The 19,317-nt window shown below is 57.4% G+C and carries 8 protein-coding genes; all 8 read left to right on the top strand.

Annotated features, from left to right (window positions below; genetic code table 11):
- The 8 genes from ACRTGH_RS01910 to ACRTGH_RS01875 all read left to right on the top strand — a co-directional run bounded on the left by ACRTGH_RS01910 (position 1) and on the right by ACRTGH_RS01875 (position 19,148).
- Positions 1–843, top strand: a complete 843-nt coding sequence (locus ACRTGH_RS01910) for an HMA2 domain-containing protein (RefSeq protein WP_368847160.1) — start codon at positions 1–3, stop codon at positions 841–843.
- Complete coding sequence (locus tag ACRTGH_RS01905; RefSeq protein WP_368847161.1) at positions 840–2,933, top strand: heavy metal translocating P-type ATPase; 2,094 nt, start codon at positions 840–842, stop codon at positions 2,931–2,933. Before ACRTGH_RS01910 ends, ACRTGH_RS01905 begins: the two co-directional genes overlap by 4 nt.
- Positions 2,934–3,291: 358 nt before the next feature.
- Entirely contained in the window at positions 3,292–3,576 is a 285-nt protein-coding gene (locus ACRTGH_RS01900; RefSeq protein ID WP_037369648.1) for a DUF2325 domain-containing protein, read from the top strand.
- A 286-nt stretch (positions 3,577–3,862) separates the two neighbouring features.
- The gene (locus ACRTGH_RS01895; protein WP_368847162.1) at positions 3,863–4,102 is read left to right on the top strand and encodes a FeoA family protein; all 240 of its coding nucleotides are present in this window, start codon (positions 3,863–3,865) and stop codon (positions 4,100–4,102) included.
- A gap of 2 nt (positions 4,103–4,104) precedes the next feature.
- Complete coding sequence (gene feoB / locus ACRTGH_RS01890) at positions 4,105–6,003, top strand: ferrous iron transport protein B (protein WP_368847163.1); 1,899 nt, start codon at positions 4,105–4,107, stop codon at positions 6,001–6,003.
- Positions 6,004–6,034: 31 nt separating this feature from the next.
- Complete coding sequence (locus ACRTGH_RS01885) at positions 6,035–6,211, top strand: FeoB-associated Cys-rich membrane protein (RefSeq protein ID WP_368847164.1); 177 nt, start codon at positions 6,035–6,037, stop codon at positions 6,209–6,211.
- Positions 6,212–6,474: 263 nt separating this feature from the next.
- Positions 6,475–7,833 carry a flagellin N-terminal helical domain-containing protein gene (locus ACRTGH_RS01880; protein WP_368847165.1) on the top strand — a complete coding sequence of 453 codons (1,359 nt, stop codon included), beginning with the start codon at positions 6,475–6,477 and terminating at the stop codon, positions 7,831–7,833.
- Positions 7,834–7,967: 134 nt separating this feature from the next.
- Complete coding sequence (locus tag ACRTGH_RS01875; protein WP_368847166.1) at positions 7,968–19,148, top strand: YDG domain-containing protein; 11,181 nt, start codon at positions 7,968–7,970, stop codon at positions 19,146–19,148.
- Positions 19,149–19,317: the final 169 nt, after the last annotated feature.

The following is a 19,317-nucleotide window of genomic DNA, read 5'->3' as shown; positions in this document are numbered from 1 at the left end:
ATGTCTTATATGTCTGGTTTGATGATCGGCACGGCCCTTATCCAAGGCCTCGGCAGCATGCTTTCGGGCGGTGCTTCTGCAGGCATGGGCGGCGGCATGGGCATGGGCAGGAGCGCGGGTATGAGCGGTCTTTTTGGCATGGCGGCCGGCATGGGGCGGGGCGGCATGGGCAGAAGTTCCGGCATGAGCGGACTCTTTGGCATGATGCCGACGGGCATGGGAAGCGGCCTCGGCAGCATGTTTGGTCAAGGCGCGGGCAGGGGGCGCGGCAAAGGCATGGAGCAGGGCGCATCCGGCTCTGTGGCTGTGTCTGCACCGGCGCTGCCGGCTTTCGCGCTGAAGAGTGCCGTGCCCGGGCGCAGGCGCTACTACGCAGCGGCTTTGCAGGGAAATGAGGAGCTGGCAAAGCTTCTGGAGAAGAACCTCGGCCGCATCGCCTTCGTCGATTCCGTCAAGGCATCGAGCGTCACGGGCAGCCTGCTTGTCTGCTATACGGGCGCTGAGGAAGCTGTCGACCGCCTGATGGCGGATCTCGGCAAGCGCGTCTTTGGTGCGGCGGAGCATGTGGGTTTTAATCTGCCGCAGGGGCTTTCCACTTTGCTTCCTGCGGCAGGCTTCACGCAGCCGCTCGCTGAACTCGGTGTAAGCATCCGCCGCACAGCAGGTGCGGCGAATGCATGGCTGCGCGAGAAGACGCGCGGCTGGCTCGATTTCCCGTCGGTTTTTGCCCTCGGCTTCATCGTGCGCGGTTTGCGCAAGATCCTGCTCTATGAGCAGCGGCCGTCGGGTCCGCAGATGCTTTGGTGGGCATTCTCGATCTTGAAAGGATGGAAGATGATATGACGTATGGGACGTGCTCGCTCCGCCTATCGGTGGATCTTGCTCAGGATAAGCGTGCCATTTTGGGTGCACAGCTTCGAAGCATAAAGGGCGTCGTCGCCGCTTCGGTCGGTGACAAGACGCTGACGGTCTGGTACAAGGAAGACTTGCCGCTCGCACTCGTGCGTCGGCTCGTCAAGCGCATGGAAGAAGAGTGCACACCGAGCGATCCCGAGCTTGATATGGCGGGCTATCGGCGTGAGGCGATCTTCTCGCTCGTGAGCTTCGCGGGCATGAAGGCGCTCGAAAAGCTTGCACCTGAAGCCTTTGCTGGAATGAAGGTGTTCCGCAGCCTCCTCGTCTTGGCCATCGCGCGCAACTTTCTCAAGAACGGCGTCGTGGGCATGGTGAAAGAGCGCCGCCCGAACGCCGACACGCTGACGAGTACGGCGGTCATCGCCTCTGTGCTCGCCGGCAAGCCCGAATCGAGCCTCACGCTTCTGACGCTGTCGAACGGCGCCGAGATGCTGACCGCCTACGCTGCGGAGCGTGCGAAGAAGCAGATTTCCGGCCTTCTGAACATGAACCAGCGCTTTGTTTGGCTCATTGACGGCGGTGTGGAGCGCAAGGTCGCGGTCGAGTCCGTGCAGGTCGGCGACCGTATCGCGGCACATTCGGGTGAGATGATCTGCGTCGACGGCCGCGTCGTCAGCGGCAAGGCGTCTGTGAACCAGGCTTCGATCACGGGCGAGTCGAATCCTGCGATGAAGCGCAAGAAGTCGCCTGTCTACGCAGGCTCTGTCATCGAGGTCGGTGAGATCGTCATCGAGGTCGAGAAGACGGGCAAGGACACGTCGCTTGCGCACATCGTCCACCTCGTCGAAGAGGCGCAGTCGAGACGTGCCCCCGTGCAGAATTTCGCCGACGACATGGCGAACATGCTCGTGCCGATCTCCTTCCTCGGCGCAGCGATTGTCTACGGCGCGACGCGCGATTGGCAGAGGGTGCTGAACCTCCTGTTTATCGACTTCTCGTGCGGCTTGAAGCTCTCGACAGCGACGGCGATTTCCGCCTCGATTGCGGCGGCGGCGAAGAAGGGCATCCTCGTCAAGGGCGGCAACTATATGGAAGCGCTCGCCAATACCGATACCGTCGTCCTCGACAAGACGGGCACGATCACGGTCGGCATCCCGCAGATCTCCTCCATCAAGACGGCGGAGGGCGTGACGGAAAAAGAGATGATCCTTCTGGCGGCATCGGCGGAGATGCACTCCGTGCATCCGTTGGCTGTCGCCATTCAGAAGTACGTCAAGGACAACAACTGGGAAGTGCCGCAGCACCGCTCGTCGAAGACGATTGTCGCACGCGGCATGCAGGCGGTTGTGCCTGATTTCGACGGCTTCAAGGGCGGCGACGTGATCGTCGGCAGCTACAAGTTCATGAAGGAGCGCGGCGTACAGGGCGCGGGCGAGCTCGTCGTCGAGGACACGACGGAAAACCTCCTCTACATCGCGCGGAACGGCTTGCTCATGGGCATCATCGGCATTACCGATCCCGTGCGTCCGAAGATGAAGAAGACGCTGAACCAGATGCGCCGTTACGGCGTCGACGAGATCGTGATGCTCACGGGCGACTCGGAAAAGGTCGCCGATCATGTGGCGCGTCAGATGGACATCGACTCCTACCATGCCGAAGTCTTGCCTGAAGACAAGGCGAACTACGTCATGAAGCTCAAGGAGCGCGGCGGCAGGGTCATGATGGTCGGCGACGGCATCAACGACGCGCCGGCGCTTGCTTTTGCCGACGTCGGTGTGACGCTCGGCGGCCGCCAGACGGACATCGCCGCCGAGTCGTCGGCAGTGACGATTCGCTCGGAAGATCCCGAAGGCCTCGTCGACGCTCTGCGTCTCGGCAAGCGCACGATGGGACTGATCCATCAGAATTTCCGCGCCACGATCCTCGTCAACTCGGGAGCCATGCTCATGGGCGCCTTGGGCATGATCAGCCCGCTCTGGGCGGCTGTCATACACAACACGGCGACGCTCGCCGTCGTCCTGAACAGCGCACGCATCCTCTCAGGCGGCAAGAAACGCCCGATAAAGCAGGCCGGCTGAACGGTGAATGAACGGTGAATAAACTTTCGGGACATCTGTGCAGCACGATGCTGTATATGTCCTGACGTCTTGCAGAAACCTAGCCAATCGGTCTGCGCCCTTCGGGCTTGACCTCTTGGGGGTTCATGGTAACAACAGGGATACCGCAGATGAATGGGCGGTATCCCTGTTGTTGTTCCTTGGTTTGCTGTAAGGATCTTTATATTCGGCCGGGCAAAAAGCATGGTACGCAAATTGCAAATGTAAGGCAAGACAAAAGTTAGCGGCGTGCTTTTTTATAGACTTGACAACTATTCTCAATTCGTGTATGATAAGCACATCAATGATAGTGGTTTTCAAAATGGAAAGGGGAATGGTTATGAGCAGCGTGGTGATTCTCGGAGGGAACGAATGCATGGAGTGCCGTTATCGGGAGGCGTGCAAGAGCTGCGGGTTCAAGGCGAAAGTGTTCCCGAAGATGTGCCGCGATCTCAGGCGGAAGATCGGCTCGCCCGATCTCATCATCCTCTTTACGAGCACGGCGTCACACCAGCTTGCCATGCACGCACAGGAAGAAGCGAAAAAGTGCAACGCGAAGATCGCCTTCTGTCACTCGGCCAGCATGGCGGCTCTGCAGAATGTACTCGCCGAACATTCAGCGTAATGGGGAATCTGCCGGGGCGCTTGGGGAAGTTCCGCAACAGAAACTTCAGGGAAAAGACAGGAGAGGACGGTGGTGCGCCGCTCCTGCAGAAACCCGGACAAGTGGTCGATGCCCTTCGGGCTTGACCTCTTGGGGTTTCATGGTGATTGATATAAATCGTCAGGGAGAGTTTTGCCCGCTTGACATCTGTCAGGAGATAGGTTATCATTATCCTGCTGGTAACGGGGTTCATTTTCACTCCGTTCTTGGCAGGATTTTTTATTTTTTATAAACGGAGGTATGGAAAATGACTTTGAAAGACGGAAAGACAGGCATGTCTCTTCGCGTCGACAAGGTGGGAGACTCGGAACTCAAGCAGCGCCTGATGACGATGGGCCTGATTCCGGGCACGCGCATCAAGGTGCTGCGTTCCGCACCTATGGGAGATCCCATGGCCATCGGTCTTCGCTCTTATAATCTTGCACTTCGCCGTGCTGATGCGGAGAAGATCCAGGTGACACAGATCGGGGAGGGAGCAAACGCTTAATCATGAGTACAATGAGTGTAGCCTTGACGGGCAATCCGAATACAGGCAAATCTACAATTTTTAATGAATTGACCGGTATGCGCCAGAAGATCGGCAACTGGCCGGGCGTTACGGTTGACAAGAAGATGGGCGTCGTCAACTACAAGGATCGCGTGATCACGGTCGTCGACCTGCCCGGCACCTACAGCATCAATGCGCGCTCGGCAGAGGAGCAGGTCGTCATCGACTACTTCAAGACGACGATGCCCGATCTCGCCGTCGATGTCATCGACTCGTCGAACATCGAGCGCAACCTCTTCCTCACGGTGCAGCTCCTCGAAGAGGGCATCCCGCTTCTCATCGACCTCAACATGCAGGACGAGGCGGAGAGGAAGGGCATCCGCATCAACATCCAGAAGCTTGAGGAAGCCCTCGGCATGCCCGTCGTGCAGACGGTCGGCCGCAGCAAGAAGAGCATCCAGAAGCTCATCGAAATCTTCACGACGACCGTCATGTCGAATTATCGTCCGAGTGCGATGGTCGAAGAGCACAAGGCGAAGGCGACGGAACTCAAGAAGAGCGGCCTTTCCGCCGAAGAGCTCGACGAAAAGCTCATCGAGCTGCGTTATGATCTCATCGACAAAATCATGAAGATGGCCGTCGTCGTCGAGAACGTCGGCATGTCGACTTCGGAGAAGATCGACAAGGTGCTTGCGAACGGCGTCCTCGCACTGCCGATTCTGCTCGGCATCCTCTACTTGATGTTCTGTATCGCGTTCACCTGGATTGGGCAGCCGCTGGCCGATGCCGTCGGCGACTGGATCGGCGGACCTTTCACGGACTGGATCAAGGAAGCTATGGAGGATGCGGGCGTTGCCGAATGGCTTGAATCCCTGATTGCTGACGGCATCGTTGCCGGCGTCGGCAACGTCATCAACTTCGTGCCGCTCATTTTCACGCTCTTCTTCATGCTGTCCTTCCTCGACGGCACGGGCTACATGGCACGCGTCGCCTTCATCATGGATCCGATCATGCGCCGCGTCGGCCTCACGGGCAAGGGCATCATGCCGCTGATGGTCGGCTTCGGCTGCGGCGTGCCGGCCATCATGGGTGCGCGTGCGCTCGACTCGGAAAAGGACAGGCTCACGTCGATTCTCATCACGCCTTTTTTGACATGCTCGGCGAAGCTGCCGATCATGGCGCTCTTCGCTGCGATGTTCTTCCCTGAACATGCCGCGAATCTCGTATTCTCGATGTACATCATCGGCATCGTCGTCGCCATCATCATGGCGAAGGTCTTGGGCGTCACGGCGTTCAAGGATCAGGGATCGACGTTCCTCCTCGAACTGCCGCCGTACCGTATGCCGGATATGAAGACCGTGCTCCTCGAAACGTGGGATAAGGGCAAGGGTTACCTGATCAAGGCAGGTACGATTATCTTCGCGATGAGCGTGGCCATCTGGTTCTTGTCGAACTACAATGCGGACGGCGCTACGGATGAGATGAGCGAGTCCTTCCTCGCCTCGATCGGCGGCGGCATGAGCCATCTCTTCGCTTTGCAGGGCTTTGAGACATGGGAGTCCGGTGCGGCTGTCGTCACGGGCATCATGGCGAAGGAATCCGTTGTCTCGACGCTCGGCATTCTCTACGGTGTCGGCGATGTTTCCACCGAGGCGGAGGATGCTGCCGAGACGGCCACGCAGTTTGCAGGTACGATGGGCACGGCCTTCACGGCGGCTTCTGCACTCGCCTTCATGGTGTTCTCGCAGCTCTACACGCCGTGCATGACTTCGCTCGGCACGATCAAGAAGGAGACGGGCAAGTGGAGCTGGATGGCTTTCGCCGCCTTCTACACCTTCGCTGTCGCCTGGGTTGTCTCGCTTCTCGTCTATTGGGGTGCGCGCGCCTTTGGCATGAGCTGATGGTTCCTCGCAGGGAAGGAGGCGTTTCGCCATGGCCAGCCTCATTGTTGGCGCTGCTGTCGTCGCTGCACTTTTCTTTGCTTTGCGCCACGTCTACCATAACGTGAAGGAAGGCAAGGAGGACTGCTGCAGCGGAGGCTGCGGCGGAGGATGCGGCGGCTGCCACGGAGGCAGCTGCCATCCGACAGATGCTCCGAAGCCGCGGTAAGGGATACGGCTCGTCTGCAAAAAAATCAACCCGGCATATGCTTCGGCGTACGCCGGGTTTTCCCTTTGAGAAAACGAATCATAAAAATTTCCTTGCTGCACTTAAGGAAAAGAGGTCAAGCGACGATATAAAGACTGTAAAGCAGAGGGAGGCCGGCGGAGGTCTCTTGGACATCATATCAGGGAAGGCGGCTGCGGCGCAGGGAAGCAGGAATTTGAGAATTTCTCAAGCCGAGCCGGCACATGATCAGGGAGGTTTTTACCGTGCCATTGGTAGTAAAGAACAACATGCAGGCAGCGAATACGCTGAACACACTGAACAAGAACGAGAAGGACCGCATGAAGAGCCTGAAGGAAGTTTCCTCGGGCATGAAGATCAACAGCGCCGGGGACGATCCGTCCGGCATGTCGATTTCCGAGCGCATGCGCGTTCAGATCCGCGCGCTCGACCAGGACAATCAGAACACGCAGAACGGCAACAGCATGATGAAGGTTGCCGAAGGGGCGGTGAGCTCTACGGTCGATATCCTCCGCACGCTGAAGGAAAAGTGCATCAACGCGGCGAACGACACGAACACCGACGATGACCGTGCGACCATCCAGAAAGAAATGGATGAGATGGTCGACCAGATCAACGACAATGCCAATGCACAGTACAACGGCAAGATTCTGATGAGCGGCATGTACAACAATAAAGTTGCGGATACGAATAAGGGAACGAGTTCGACTTATGCCAATACGGCATTTGACTTCGGCGCACCGACGACGAATCCTGCGACTGTCAAACTTACGGATTTGAAGGATCGAAACGGCGGTGCTGTGGGTGTTCTGCCGACGGACTGGATGACGGTTTCCTATGTCAAGGACGGTAAGACTTATCAGAATACGATGCGGGTAGGGGATAATCGATTCCAAGATATCTTTAACTGGGTGCCTGCCAATACGGATATGGAAGTTTATACTGGGGTTGATCCGCTTCCAGGCACCACCGATCCCGATTGGTCTGATGTCGGTGTCGACCAGTACGGGCACAAGGTGCATACGCCTGACGGGCAGACGGCCATGACAATCCGTGCCAGAGAAGGCGGCACAAATGGACAAGTCAGCGGTGTGACTTTCTGCCTGACAGATTCGCGCGGCAACATCAAGAAGTCGCAGAACAATATGTTCGATAAGTTTAACATGACGGTGCGCGCCCAGGATCCGACGCCGGACAATGCGATGGTTTTCCAGATCGGCACGCGTTCGAACCAGGCGGTCAAAGTCGGCTTTACCGATATGCACGCCAAGGCGCTTGGCATGATGGGCAATGATTCGAAGGCCATCCAGGTCACGACGCGCGACCGTGCCAATGCGGCGATCAATGTCATCGAGAATGCGCTCACCATGTGTCTCGATCAGCAGACGGTGCTCGGCGCGGCGCAGGCTCGCCTGCAGTTCACCTCAGCCAATATCATCACGGCGAGCGAGAATACGCAGAATGCCGAGTCGACAATCCGTGACGCCGATATGGCGAAGTCGATGACGGACTACACGAAGAGCAATATCCTCACGCAGTCGGCACAGGCCATGCTCGCACAGGCGAATCAGTCGTCGAGCGGCGTTCTGAGTCTGCTGCAGTAAACTATGAGTGAAAGCCCTTTGGAAAAAGAGGCAATGCCGGGAAGGAAGAGCCACCACAATTCTGTGGTGGCCTTTCTTGCGATAGAGGAAGCGCAGAACGGAGGACGCTTCCCCATGAGAAAGGAAGAAATGCAATGAGGAGAATAGGAAAAAAGGACGCCTTGGCCTGTCAAGTCAGTCTCGGGATCTTGGCTGGCCTCCTCGGCGTGGCCTCGACGGCGCACGGCGCGCCGATTGCCGACGGTGGCGGCCCAAATCATGACGGTGTGCGCGCAGGCGGCGCAGCGATCAGCCAGTCCGGTATGACGACAAATATTACGAGCGGCAACCCGAACAATGTTATCGGCTGGAAGGATTTTTCCGTCAAAAACGGTGAATCTGTAGTGTTTGACGGCGGCGCAAAGACAAACAATTACCTCAATGTCGTCACGGGCAAGGTCACGTCGCGCATCGACGGCTCGATTACAGGCGGCAACAATGTCTATATCGCGAATACGAACGGCGTTGTCTTTGGCGAAACGGCCAATGTCAATGTCGGCAACCTCTATGTGACGACGCGCGCGGTCGATGTCGATGCCATCGGTACGGCTGTGGCAGGCGGCGCGACGCTGGCCTCGCAGGAAAGCTCCATCATCAATACGACGGCGGCTGCCGCACCGAATACGGCAAAGGCGGAGGTCGTCAGCCTTGTCGACGGTGCAGGTCACAGCGTGGCAGCGAATAAGATCGTGATCGAGGGGCAGAGCGTCCGCATCCTGAACTCGGCAAATATCACGGCGACGGACGTCCAGATCAGCGCGAGCACGGACACGAAGAAGTTTGGCAATTCTCCCCAAAATCCCCCACCTGGATTTGTTGAAGCTGCACGGTCTAAAGGCTATATCCATATCGGCAGCACGGCGGGCGGCGCTGCTCCGGCACATTATCACGGCAATCTTGCCGTGGATGGCTTTAAGCTCGTCAGTACGCCGCAAGAGCTCGAGGATATGAAGAATGATCTCGCGGGCAATTATATGCTGAAGAATGATATTGACCTTTCGGCTACGGCGCATACGCCGATTGGTAATGGGGCTACACCTTTTACCGGCAAATTCGACGGCATGTTCCATGAAGTGAAGAATATGACGCTCGGAGCAGGTACGGCTGCAGACCATGCCGGGCTTTTCGGCAATATCAACGGTGCAGTCATCATGAATGTCGGCATCAAGAATGCGAATCTTTCCTCGCTTAATTATGGAGGCGCGGTTGTCGGTAAGGCGGAGAACAGCCATATTTTCAATGTTTACAACGAAAGCACGAGCATGATTGGCAGCACGGGATCAAGTGCTGCGAAAGCCGGCGGTGTTGTAGGCTGGCTTAAAAATTCTACGCTGGATACTGTATATAATACATCCAACATAGGAAAGCAGGCGGGCGGACTGGTCGGTGACTTGGATTATTCACAGATCATGGATGCTTATAATACGGGTGCGGTTCAGGTTAATACGGGCACTAACATCAATGAATCATGGGGCGGTTATGCGACCGGTCAGGGAACCACATCTATTCTCCGCAATGTCTATTTGAAAAACAATGGAGCTGCAGCAGCAGGCGGCAACGACCTGAGCATGTCGGTGCAGGAATCGTATCAGATCAATGGTGCAAATAACAAGAATAAACTCTTGAAGGGCACGGATGAAAAGGACGCTTTTTCTGCCACTTCCTACCGTACTTGGGATATCGCTGCTGACGGCGGTGAGAATAAGACCTGGCGCATTTTCGACGGTCATTCCCTGCCGCTTCTGACCGCCTTTATGCAGGGCACGGTGCAGGCGGAGTATGCCTATGCCGATTTCCAGCAGGCGGGTCATGCGCACAGCGGCGATACCGCTTCCACCTATACGGTGCAGGCAGCGGACAAGCAGACGGACGGCAGCTATGTCACGCGTGCGGGCAAGAAAAGCAACGACGGCAAGAGCATCAGCCGTGTCTACAATGCCGACTATTTGAAGATTGCGAAGAAAAATGGCGATGGTTCGTACTCTGCCATCACGAATGTTAATGATGCGGATCTTAAACTCTATGGCGCAGATGATCGCTCACTCGTACATCTTTCCCAAGATACGGCCGGCGGCGGCCGCCGCAATGCGGGATCCAATGCAGCCTATGATGGAGTCGACGGCAAGGGTGGCCGCGAGGCTATGCTCTATGGCGGACAGCACGGCTATGATATCGCGGGCGCGAACGTCACGATCGGCAAGCGCAAGGTTATCGGATCGGTCAATAATATGGGCAAGATCGAGCGTGAGTACGACGGCACGGCCGATGCCTCGGCGCAGTTTGCCAACGCCATCAAGACGGGCAATGTTTCCCTGCGCACGGATGGTCTTGTGGACGGCGACGGTGCGGCGGTCAATTTCGCCAACAACAATGCCGTCACCTTCCGTCAGGCATGGACGGCCGCCTCAGCGGAAAGTCCGGATGTCGGATATGACAAGCCCGTCTATGTCGACGGTACCTTGGTGCGGTTTACGGGCGGCGAGGAAAACTATGAGTTTGATGCGAGCGCTATCAACGCCCTGAACCTTAAGGGCAACATCACCCAGCGCACGATTACGGCGACGTTGAACCCGGCGACGGGCATCAACAAGGTTTATGACGGTGATGTGGATGTCAAGGGCGCTGCTTATATTCCGACGGCGACAAACAATGTGCTGACGCTTACGAATACCGTCGGCAGTGATACGGCGGCAAATCTTCTTGACTATACGGATATCAAGGGGAAGTACAGGACAGGCGACAGCAATGCCAACCCCGGCACGGAAACGAAGCAGGCGGGGGCACATGGTGTTGCCTACAGCGGCATCAAACTTACGGGTGCCAATAAGCACAACTACAAGCTTGTTGATGGAGACGGCAATATCCTTTACCGTGAGGCTGTTACGGGCGAGCCGGCTGCGATGGCAGGCGATGTCGTGACCTCGGGCACCATTTGGGGCACGGGCACGATTGCGAAACGCAAGATCGATCCCACGAAGTTCAGCGTCACGGGCGGTGCGGACAAGGTCTATGACGGCACGGACTACACCGTCGTCGACGGCGTGACGAAAAAGATCACGGGGCCTGCCGCCGGAGCGAGCACAGATACGAACATCATTGCAGCGGATGCGAACAAAATTTCGTTTTCTATCAGCGCTGCGGACAAGAAGGCGTACTATGTGCGGGGAGACCGCACGACGCGCACGAAGAACGTCTATGACGCCGCAAATGCGGCGGACGGCGCCCAGTACCTCTCTTACACGCTCAAGGCGCATAACGAGACTACGGAGGACATTCTTTCCAACTACGAATTTGATATGGGCGGCGGCAGCGTGCAGGCTTTGGCCGAGGGCAGCGTCCATACGGTCACGGGCGACGGCAAGATCACGCCGCGCACGGTCTATGTCGACCTGCTGAAAAAGACGGGCATCGACAAGGAGTATGACAAGGATGTCAATGTCCTCGCTGCCGACAAGCAGTTCGGCACGAACTTCGGCTACCTTGCGACGGCGGCGAATGCGAACAAGCTCGTCAAGGAGGACGGCGCAGCGGATGACGGTGCGCAGATCACCGCGACGGCTGCCGTCTACAAGAAGCGGGGCAGCCACACGGAGCAGGATCACGAAGTCTACCGCACGGGCAATGCTCTGACAGGCGCTGTGGAAAATGACGGCAAGGACGTCGAGTATAAGATCGGCCTTACGGGCGACCATGCCGCGACGAACTATATCCTCTCCTATACGCCGTCGGGCGGCGGCGCGACGCAAGTGACGAACGGCGGTGCAAACGATACCGTCACGATGACGGGCACGGGCAAGATCACGCCGAAGAAGCTGACGCTTGCCGCGCCCGGTGATGTGACGCGCTCCTACGATACGACGTCGAACGTCTACGCCAAGCAGCTCAGGGCTGCGGGCTATGAAACGGTGACGAACGGTGTCCTCGGCGGCGATGTGGTGAAACTCGCCCTCGGGGCAGACAACGCCGTCGTCGGCAAGTACTACACGGATAATACGAAGGCGACGGAGGCGGAAAACGCTAATGCGCGTCCGGACGGCTCGTTCCTGCCTGGGCAGACGCACTATACGGTCAATTATACCTTTACGCCGACGCTCGACAATGGCAACTATGAAGTCGCCAATACCGTGGCGGACGGCAGGGGCAAGATCACGCAGTACAAGCCGACGAGCGCGAACTTCAACATGGACTTCGACGATGTTACGAAGACATTCGACGGAACGACTGCCGTTTCGCAGTCGGCAGGATTGTCCGCCCTGAACATCACGCTGGAAAACGGGCAGGTCGTGAACTTCTTGGCTACGCCGAATTCTTACACGATGGCGGGCAAGGAATACGCGGACAAACATGCCAATACCGACCGCAGCGGTGCGCTCCTCACCGGCAAGCAGAAGATTGATGTCACCTACAAGGTCAAGTTGCCGGGCGGCGGCGCGGGCAATTATGACCTCAGCGGCATCGGCGGCGGCGACTACACGCTCACGGGCGATATGTACAGCGGCTACACCGTCGCGCGCAAGAAGGCGGCCGGCTATATCAAGCCGAAGGAGATTTTGGCGACCGTCTCGAAGCCGAATGTCACGAAGACGTACAACCGTGCCACGGATGTGCTCGATGAGCACGGACAGGCCAGCGGCGGCGGCGCGATCATCAACATGCCGGATCTCGTCCTCGGCAACGGCTCCAATATGTCTGAAGGCGCCTACGATAACGTGCACGCGGGCACGGGCAAAACCGTGACGTATACGCTGAAGGTCTCTTCCGGTTATGAAAACGACTACTACTTCGTCTCGACGTCGGGTGGGGCGTCCATCACGACCTTGACGGGGCAGGGGACGATCACCCCGCGTGAGATCGACGTGGAGTTCAAGCCGGCAGTCAAGAACTACGACAGCACGTCCGACGTGAAGTTCACGGGAACCACACCTGCTTGGGGCTATAAGCTCAAGGCGCTCAACGGCGATGCGGACAAGGCGAATACGGAGGCGTTCCTTGCGGCGGACAACCCGACGCTCAATACGGCTGCGGGCACGACGCTCAAGGGTCACTATGTGGACGCGCACGGCGCTCATCAGAGCGACGCCGGCGACTACACGAACCTCGTGCAGTATTCGGGCATCAAGGCAGCGCTTTCGAGCGGCGACTACACGATTGCCGACAGCAAGAAAGGCTCGGGCACGATCAATAAGCGCCAGGTCAATGCCGGCGACTTCAACCTCGCCTTCGCCGGCGTCACGAAGGTTTACGACGCCACGAAGGATGTCAAGAAAAATGGCGATGCGGCACAGGCGGACGGATACATTGATGAGGTTTCTGTCGATCTCGGCGGCACGGTCGGCAAAAAGCAATTCACGCCAGGCAACGGCTACACCCTGGTCAAGGCTGAGTATGCCGATCCGAATGTGACGGCAAATCAGGGCACGGGCAATGTCACCTATACGCTCAAGCTTGCCAGCGGCCTTCTGAAGAACTACAGCTTCGCCGACCTCAACAATGCGGCGGGACAGGCTGCAGGCTACAGCTACGACAGTGCGAACAACACCGTCACGCGCACGCTCGGCGTCGGCACGATCACGAAGCGTCCTGTCTATGCGCTTACGAACGGCAATGTGTCGAAGACGTACGATGCGGCGACGACTGTCCTCGGTGCGGATAAGTCCGTGCTGACGGGAGACGGCCTGCTGAAACTGGGGAACAAGCGCTCAGACGGTACGATCGTACAGGACGCAGGCCTGGTCGAGATCAATGGCACGAAGTACGGCACGAACGTCTCAACAGCGAAGTACGCCGATAAGAACTACGGCGAAGGCACGAAGACGGTCAACTACACGCTGAAGATCGATCCGACCTATGCTTCGAACTATGAATTCTTCGATGCACGTACAGGGGCTGCCGTCAATCCCGACGCTTCGAACAACTATATCATCTCGACGAATACGAACACGATCAAGAAAGCGGCGCTCACCGTGCGCCAGGATCCCGGCTCTCCCGTTTCGAAGAGCTATGACGGCGGAGTGACGGTCGAGGACGGCGACGGCAGGCTGCTCTTGGACAACGGCCTGACGGATGAGAACGGGCAGCAGGACGATGTTTCGCTGAACCCCTATCCGGCAGGAGCCATCCCGCCTGCGAACGCCTACACGCTCACGTACAATTCGCCGAACGTCACGAATGCGGCGACAGCGAAGAACAACGTCACCTACAAGCATCTCCAGCTCACGGGCGCGGATGCAGGCAACTATTACCTCACTGACGCCAGCGGTGCGGCGCTTGCCTCCGATGTGGCGGCAGGCTACTTCACGATGACGGGCGACGGTGCGATCACGCCGCTCAGGGTCACGAACCAGAACCTTGTTTTTGCGTTCAATTCGATTACGAAGGAATATGACAGAAACGCCAATGTCGGCGGCACGGACAATGAGGCGACGTGGCGCACCTATATCAACGATATTTATATCAAGAAGGCGGACGGCTCAAGGCTGATCGACCTCAACAATGATATCGACAAGGTGACGAAGGCGGAATACCAGGCAGGCGGTGGCAGCCGCGCGAAGGATGCGGCAACGGGCAAGAAGGTTCTCTTCAACGTCAAGTTCAAGGATGAGATGCTGCAGAACCTCGAGTTCGACAATTCGATTTATACGCCGGACGCGCAGGGCAACCACATGCTCGCGGACAAGACGTACGACCGCTACACGACGGGCGACATCACGAAGAAGCTTCTGACGGCGACGCTCGATCAGCCGACGAATCTGCGCAAGGTCTACGACGGCACGAAGGATGCGGACAAGGAAAATCTCAAGATCGCGGGTAAGCTCGACGGTGACAGCCTTGAGTACGGCAAGACCGCCCTTTATGACGATGCGAATGCGAGCGTCAATCCGGGAGCTGCCGCTACGAACAGCCGCGTGATCACCTATACGTCGACACTTTCCGGCACGGATGCGGTCAACTATGCCTTCGATGCTGCCGGAGCGAACACGAAGACGCTGACGGCGACGGGCGACATCGAAAAGCGCAAGGTCTATGCCAGGGTCAACCAGGATGTGCGGAAGAAGTACGACGGGACGCGGGATGTAAAGATCAACGGCGCAGTGCCGGCGACGGGCGATGCCTACGTCACCTTCGGCAAGAGCAGCAATGCAGCGGAAGCGGCGACGACGGGCATGGTCACGGGCTACGGCACCAACGACACCACGGCGGCTTATTTGACGTCGGACGCCGGAACGAACAAGCAGGTGGATTACACGCTCGCCATCGGCGGCGATGATGGAAACGGCCATAACTTCAGGGACAACTATGTCATCTACGATGCGAATCGCCCGACGGTCGAGGTCACGACGCTCTCGACGTATACGAACATCATCGACAAGGCCGCCCTCATGCTCAATGCAGCCTATGCCGACAAGCAGTATGACGGCACGCGGACGGTCAAGAATCTGGGCACATTGCTCACTCTTACGGGAGCGCCCACGGGCATCGGCATTCAGACGGGCTATGCGGGCACGTACCTCGATGAAAATGTCAACGACAAGGGCGTTGACTACAGCAATGTCCGCCTTTCGGGTACGGGGGCGAGCAACTATACGCTTTCCTATGACGGAAACGACCTCACGCCGGATGCGAACGGCAATTACAGCTTCCATGGCGACGGCAGGATCACGAAGCGCGTGATCGACGGCGATGCCAATCTCAAGGTTGGCTTCACTGGAGCGCCGATCTCCAAGGTCTATGACGGCACGGCGAAGGTCAACGGCGACGCCGCTCGATTTGTGAACTCCGTCTATGTAGAGTATACGGAAGGCGGCACGACGAAGCGGGTCGCGATGACGCAGAAGGTCGACAGCGCGAGCTACAAGGATACGGTCGGACGCCCTGGCAGCGGCAAGAACGCAGCCGGTGAGAAGGACGTGACCTTCAAGTTCACGCTTGATGACAAGAACTTCAACCTCGCGAATTTGACCGGCGTCACGACGGAAACGGCTGCCGACGGCACGACGACGCGCCACTATACGCGCGACTATGACAGGGATCCGTCCGGCAAGGCGCTAGGCGAGATCAAGAAGCGCAATGTCCTCTTGACGGTCAACCATGTGGAGAAGATCTACGATGGTACAAACGCCGTGCGCGATGGTCATTACGATGCGGATGGTACGGAACATGCCAACGTCTTTGCTGATGTGACCAAGACGCTCGTCTTGGAAAAGGCCGCGCGCAATGATAACGGCGAACTTCTGATGGAGCATGGCCTCGTTGAAAGCGACGGTGCTGTGCTCGATGTGGCGAACGTCAACGCGCACTACGAGGATACCAATCCGGGCGACGCGGCCGATGCGAACCGCAGCCTCACGGGCCGCGATGCCTCGGGCTACAAGAAGGTCGCCTACACCGTGCGCCTCAAAGGCGATACGACGGTCACCGACCCAAATGAGAACTATACGTTTGTCAATAGCAGCGGAACGGACATCACCGAGTTGGATGCGGGTACCGGCAAGAAGGATCGCGTAGTCGGCACGGGCGACATCTGGCGCAAGAAGCTGACTGCCGTAGTGACGCCGGGGGCAAACAAGGTCTACGACCAAAATGCCAATGTCACGGACGCGACGGCGCAGAGCCATCTCTACCTCGTCGGTCAGACGAACGGCGAGAACGTCCAGTTTGACAACACGTCCTTTGATACGGCGCACAACAATAATGCCGTTCGCGCCTATTACGGCACGAAAAATGAAAACGGCTCCTTCACGCAGAATCCTCATGTAAACCGTGATGCTGACGGCACGGTCCTTGACCGCGACGTGCAGTACAGGAATCTGCAGCCGGCCTTCAATGATTTGAAGACCAGAAACAATGCAGCGAAGAACTATTTCGTTCAGGAGCAGGAAGTCTTCGGCACCGGAAAGATCACGCCGCTTGCCGTCACGGCAAACGATGTGCGCAGAATCTGGAGAGGGTCTTCCTTCAGCAAGACCTACGACGGCACGACGGAGGCGATGATTGGCGGAAAGACCATGAACGCCGAAAACAAGGACGATTTCAAGCGCAAGCTCGATCTCATACTCGGCCTCAGCACCGGAGAGCAAATCACGCTCGACTACACGATGTACGGCGAGGACAAGGCAGATGCCAAAGAGCTCCGCCCGCACTATGACGACAAGAACGTCAAGAACAGCGACGGCGTGACGACGGACAAAGATATGATCTACACGCTCAAGGGCCTGAAGTCCCTCAAAGAGCTTGTGAAAAACAATCAGAATGTCGACTATGACTACTCCGCGCTTGCCACCGCCTTCGGCGACGGCACGCAAGTTCACCTGAAGGACCCGGGCTCGGAGACGCCGAACAATACGGCGGCGATGATCACGCCGAAGAAGGTCGAGGTGGCGGCACCGTATATTTCCAAGACGTACGACGCCACGGTGAATATTCCCGCAGGGGCTGTCGCCGGCTGGACGCAGGCCGATCTCGTCGCGGACGAAGAGACGCGTACGATGATGGCAAAGGACAAGGTGACGGTCGAAGTCGACGCTACGGGATCGAAGTTCCTCGCGGCGGACGGCGTTACGGAGAATGCCGATGCTTCGGCAGATCCGGGCGAGACGGTAAACGGCAAGCGAGTCAAGTATCAGATCAACCTGCAGAGCACGGCTGTGAATCCGGCGGTCGAGACGGGGAACTACGAGTTCTCGACGGGAGGAAATACGGTCGTCGGCAAGGGCGACATCATGCGCCGCATGGTTCATGTGGTGGCGGACGATACGAAAGAGCCTGTCGATAAGATGTTCGACGGTGACGATTATGTGCGCAACGCTGACGGCACGCTGTTTAAGCGCAAGTTTAAGCTGGAAGATGCGGTCTCGGGCGATACCGGCATACTCGCACCGGATGCGGGAAGAGTTAATCTCGCAAACGACGAAGCTGAGGGGCACTTCGCTTCACCGACGGGCAAGTACGGCTCGAAGGATGTAGAGCGAGACGCAAGCGGCAATGTCATCAACAAGGATGTCGTCTACAAAGGATTCACCCTCGGCGGTACGGCGAGCAACAACTACATCGTAGCCGAGGCGAAGGATGGTTACAAGGATCCGAAGCAGGCAAAGATCACGCCGCGTGAGATCGATCTCAGCCTCAAGAATCCCAATGTCACGAAGGAATACGACGGCACGACAGTGGTCAAGGACAACGCTGCAGGCAACTTCTTCACGGACAATATCGACAAAACAGACCACAACCCCGTATACAATACGTTGACTCTGCCGACCTTGAATCAGGAGAGTGCAAAGTATATGGATGATGAGAACGCCGGGCCGAACAAGAGAGTGGAGTATAAGCTCAACTGGACGGACGGAAACTATACGTTCAAGGGGGATCATGTGACGGCCTCGTCTCTGCCCGATGCGAACGGCGTCTACAAGGTGAGCATCACGACGGATACGGCCGCGATCACGAAACGCAAGGTCGACGTCACTGCGGCAAAAGCCCGGAAGACATACGACGCTACGACAAAGGTCAACGACGCATGGAACAAGCTGACATTCAACCATTATGATGGAGTTGGGCCGGCTCTTATTGATAAGGATAAGAAAGCGCTCGAAGGCGCCCTGACGGGAAGCTATAATGATAAGGATGCCGGCACCGGCAAGAATGTGACATATACCTTTAAGTCGGATGCTGATGTCATGAAAAACTACGAGTTCGCGAACAGCGGTACATCCACCTATGGCAACACGGTCACGGGCGAGGGCACGATCGACCGCCGCCATCTGCAAGTTGTTTCTGACTCCAAGCTCGTCACGGCGGGCCGCGGTGCGGCAAACTTCACGGGTCGCATCAAAGACGGCGTCAACCCTGGCGCTGCGCGGCCTGATGAACTCGACGACGAGATTAACCGTCTCAACGACGGAAGATTCTCCTACGGACCTGCAGGCGATGTGGATTACATGGTTCCGGGTCGCTATGATATTCATGGCTGGTACATGAATGCCGGCAGCCGCACATTGGCAGCAGGAAACTACGGGGATAACTTCATCCTCGATGAGGTTCCCGGTACTCTCGCTGTCGCTCCGATGGGAGATGACGGTGTCGACCGCAGGTTCCGCCCCGACGATATTGCCTATACGCGTGCGTCCTATGACGACGATGAGGATATGAAGTACTACCGCGAAGCCGACGCTTCTGTTGAATACAGCGGCAAGGGCATCAACCTTGCAGGCGTTGGAAACTTCACCGGCATGGGCTTCAATCCGACCATCGATGCGGATGATATCCGCGGCCTAGCATAACCTGCAAACGGTGAAATAAGAATACAGAGAAAGCTAAAAAAAGGCTCCCGCCGATCAAAGCGGGAGCCTTTTTGCCGTTTGTTTCGGCAGGCCGTTTGACAGCCCTCGCCGATTTTTGTCGCAAGGGTGTTTTTTTGTTGTATAATATAGGTGAAAAGAAGGGCAAGGA

Origin of the sequence: Selenomonas oralis (genome assembly GCF_051603425.1) — a bacterium.
GTDB classification, from domain to species: domain Bacteria; phylum Bacillota; class Negativicutes; order Selenomonadales; family Selenomonadaceae; genus Selenomonas; species Selenomonas sputigena_A.
This window is presented reverse-complemented; position numbering and strand designations above follow the sequence as displayed.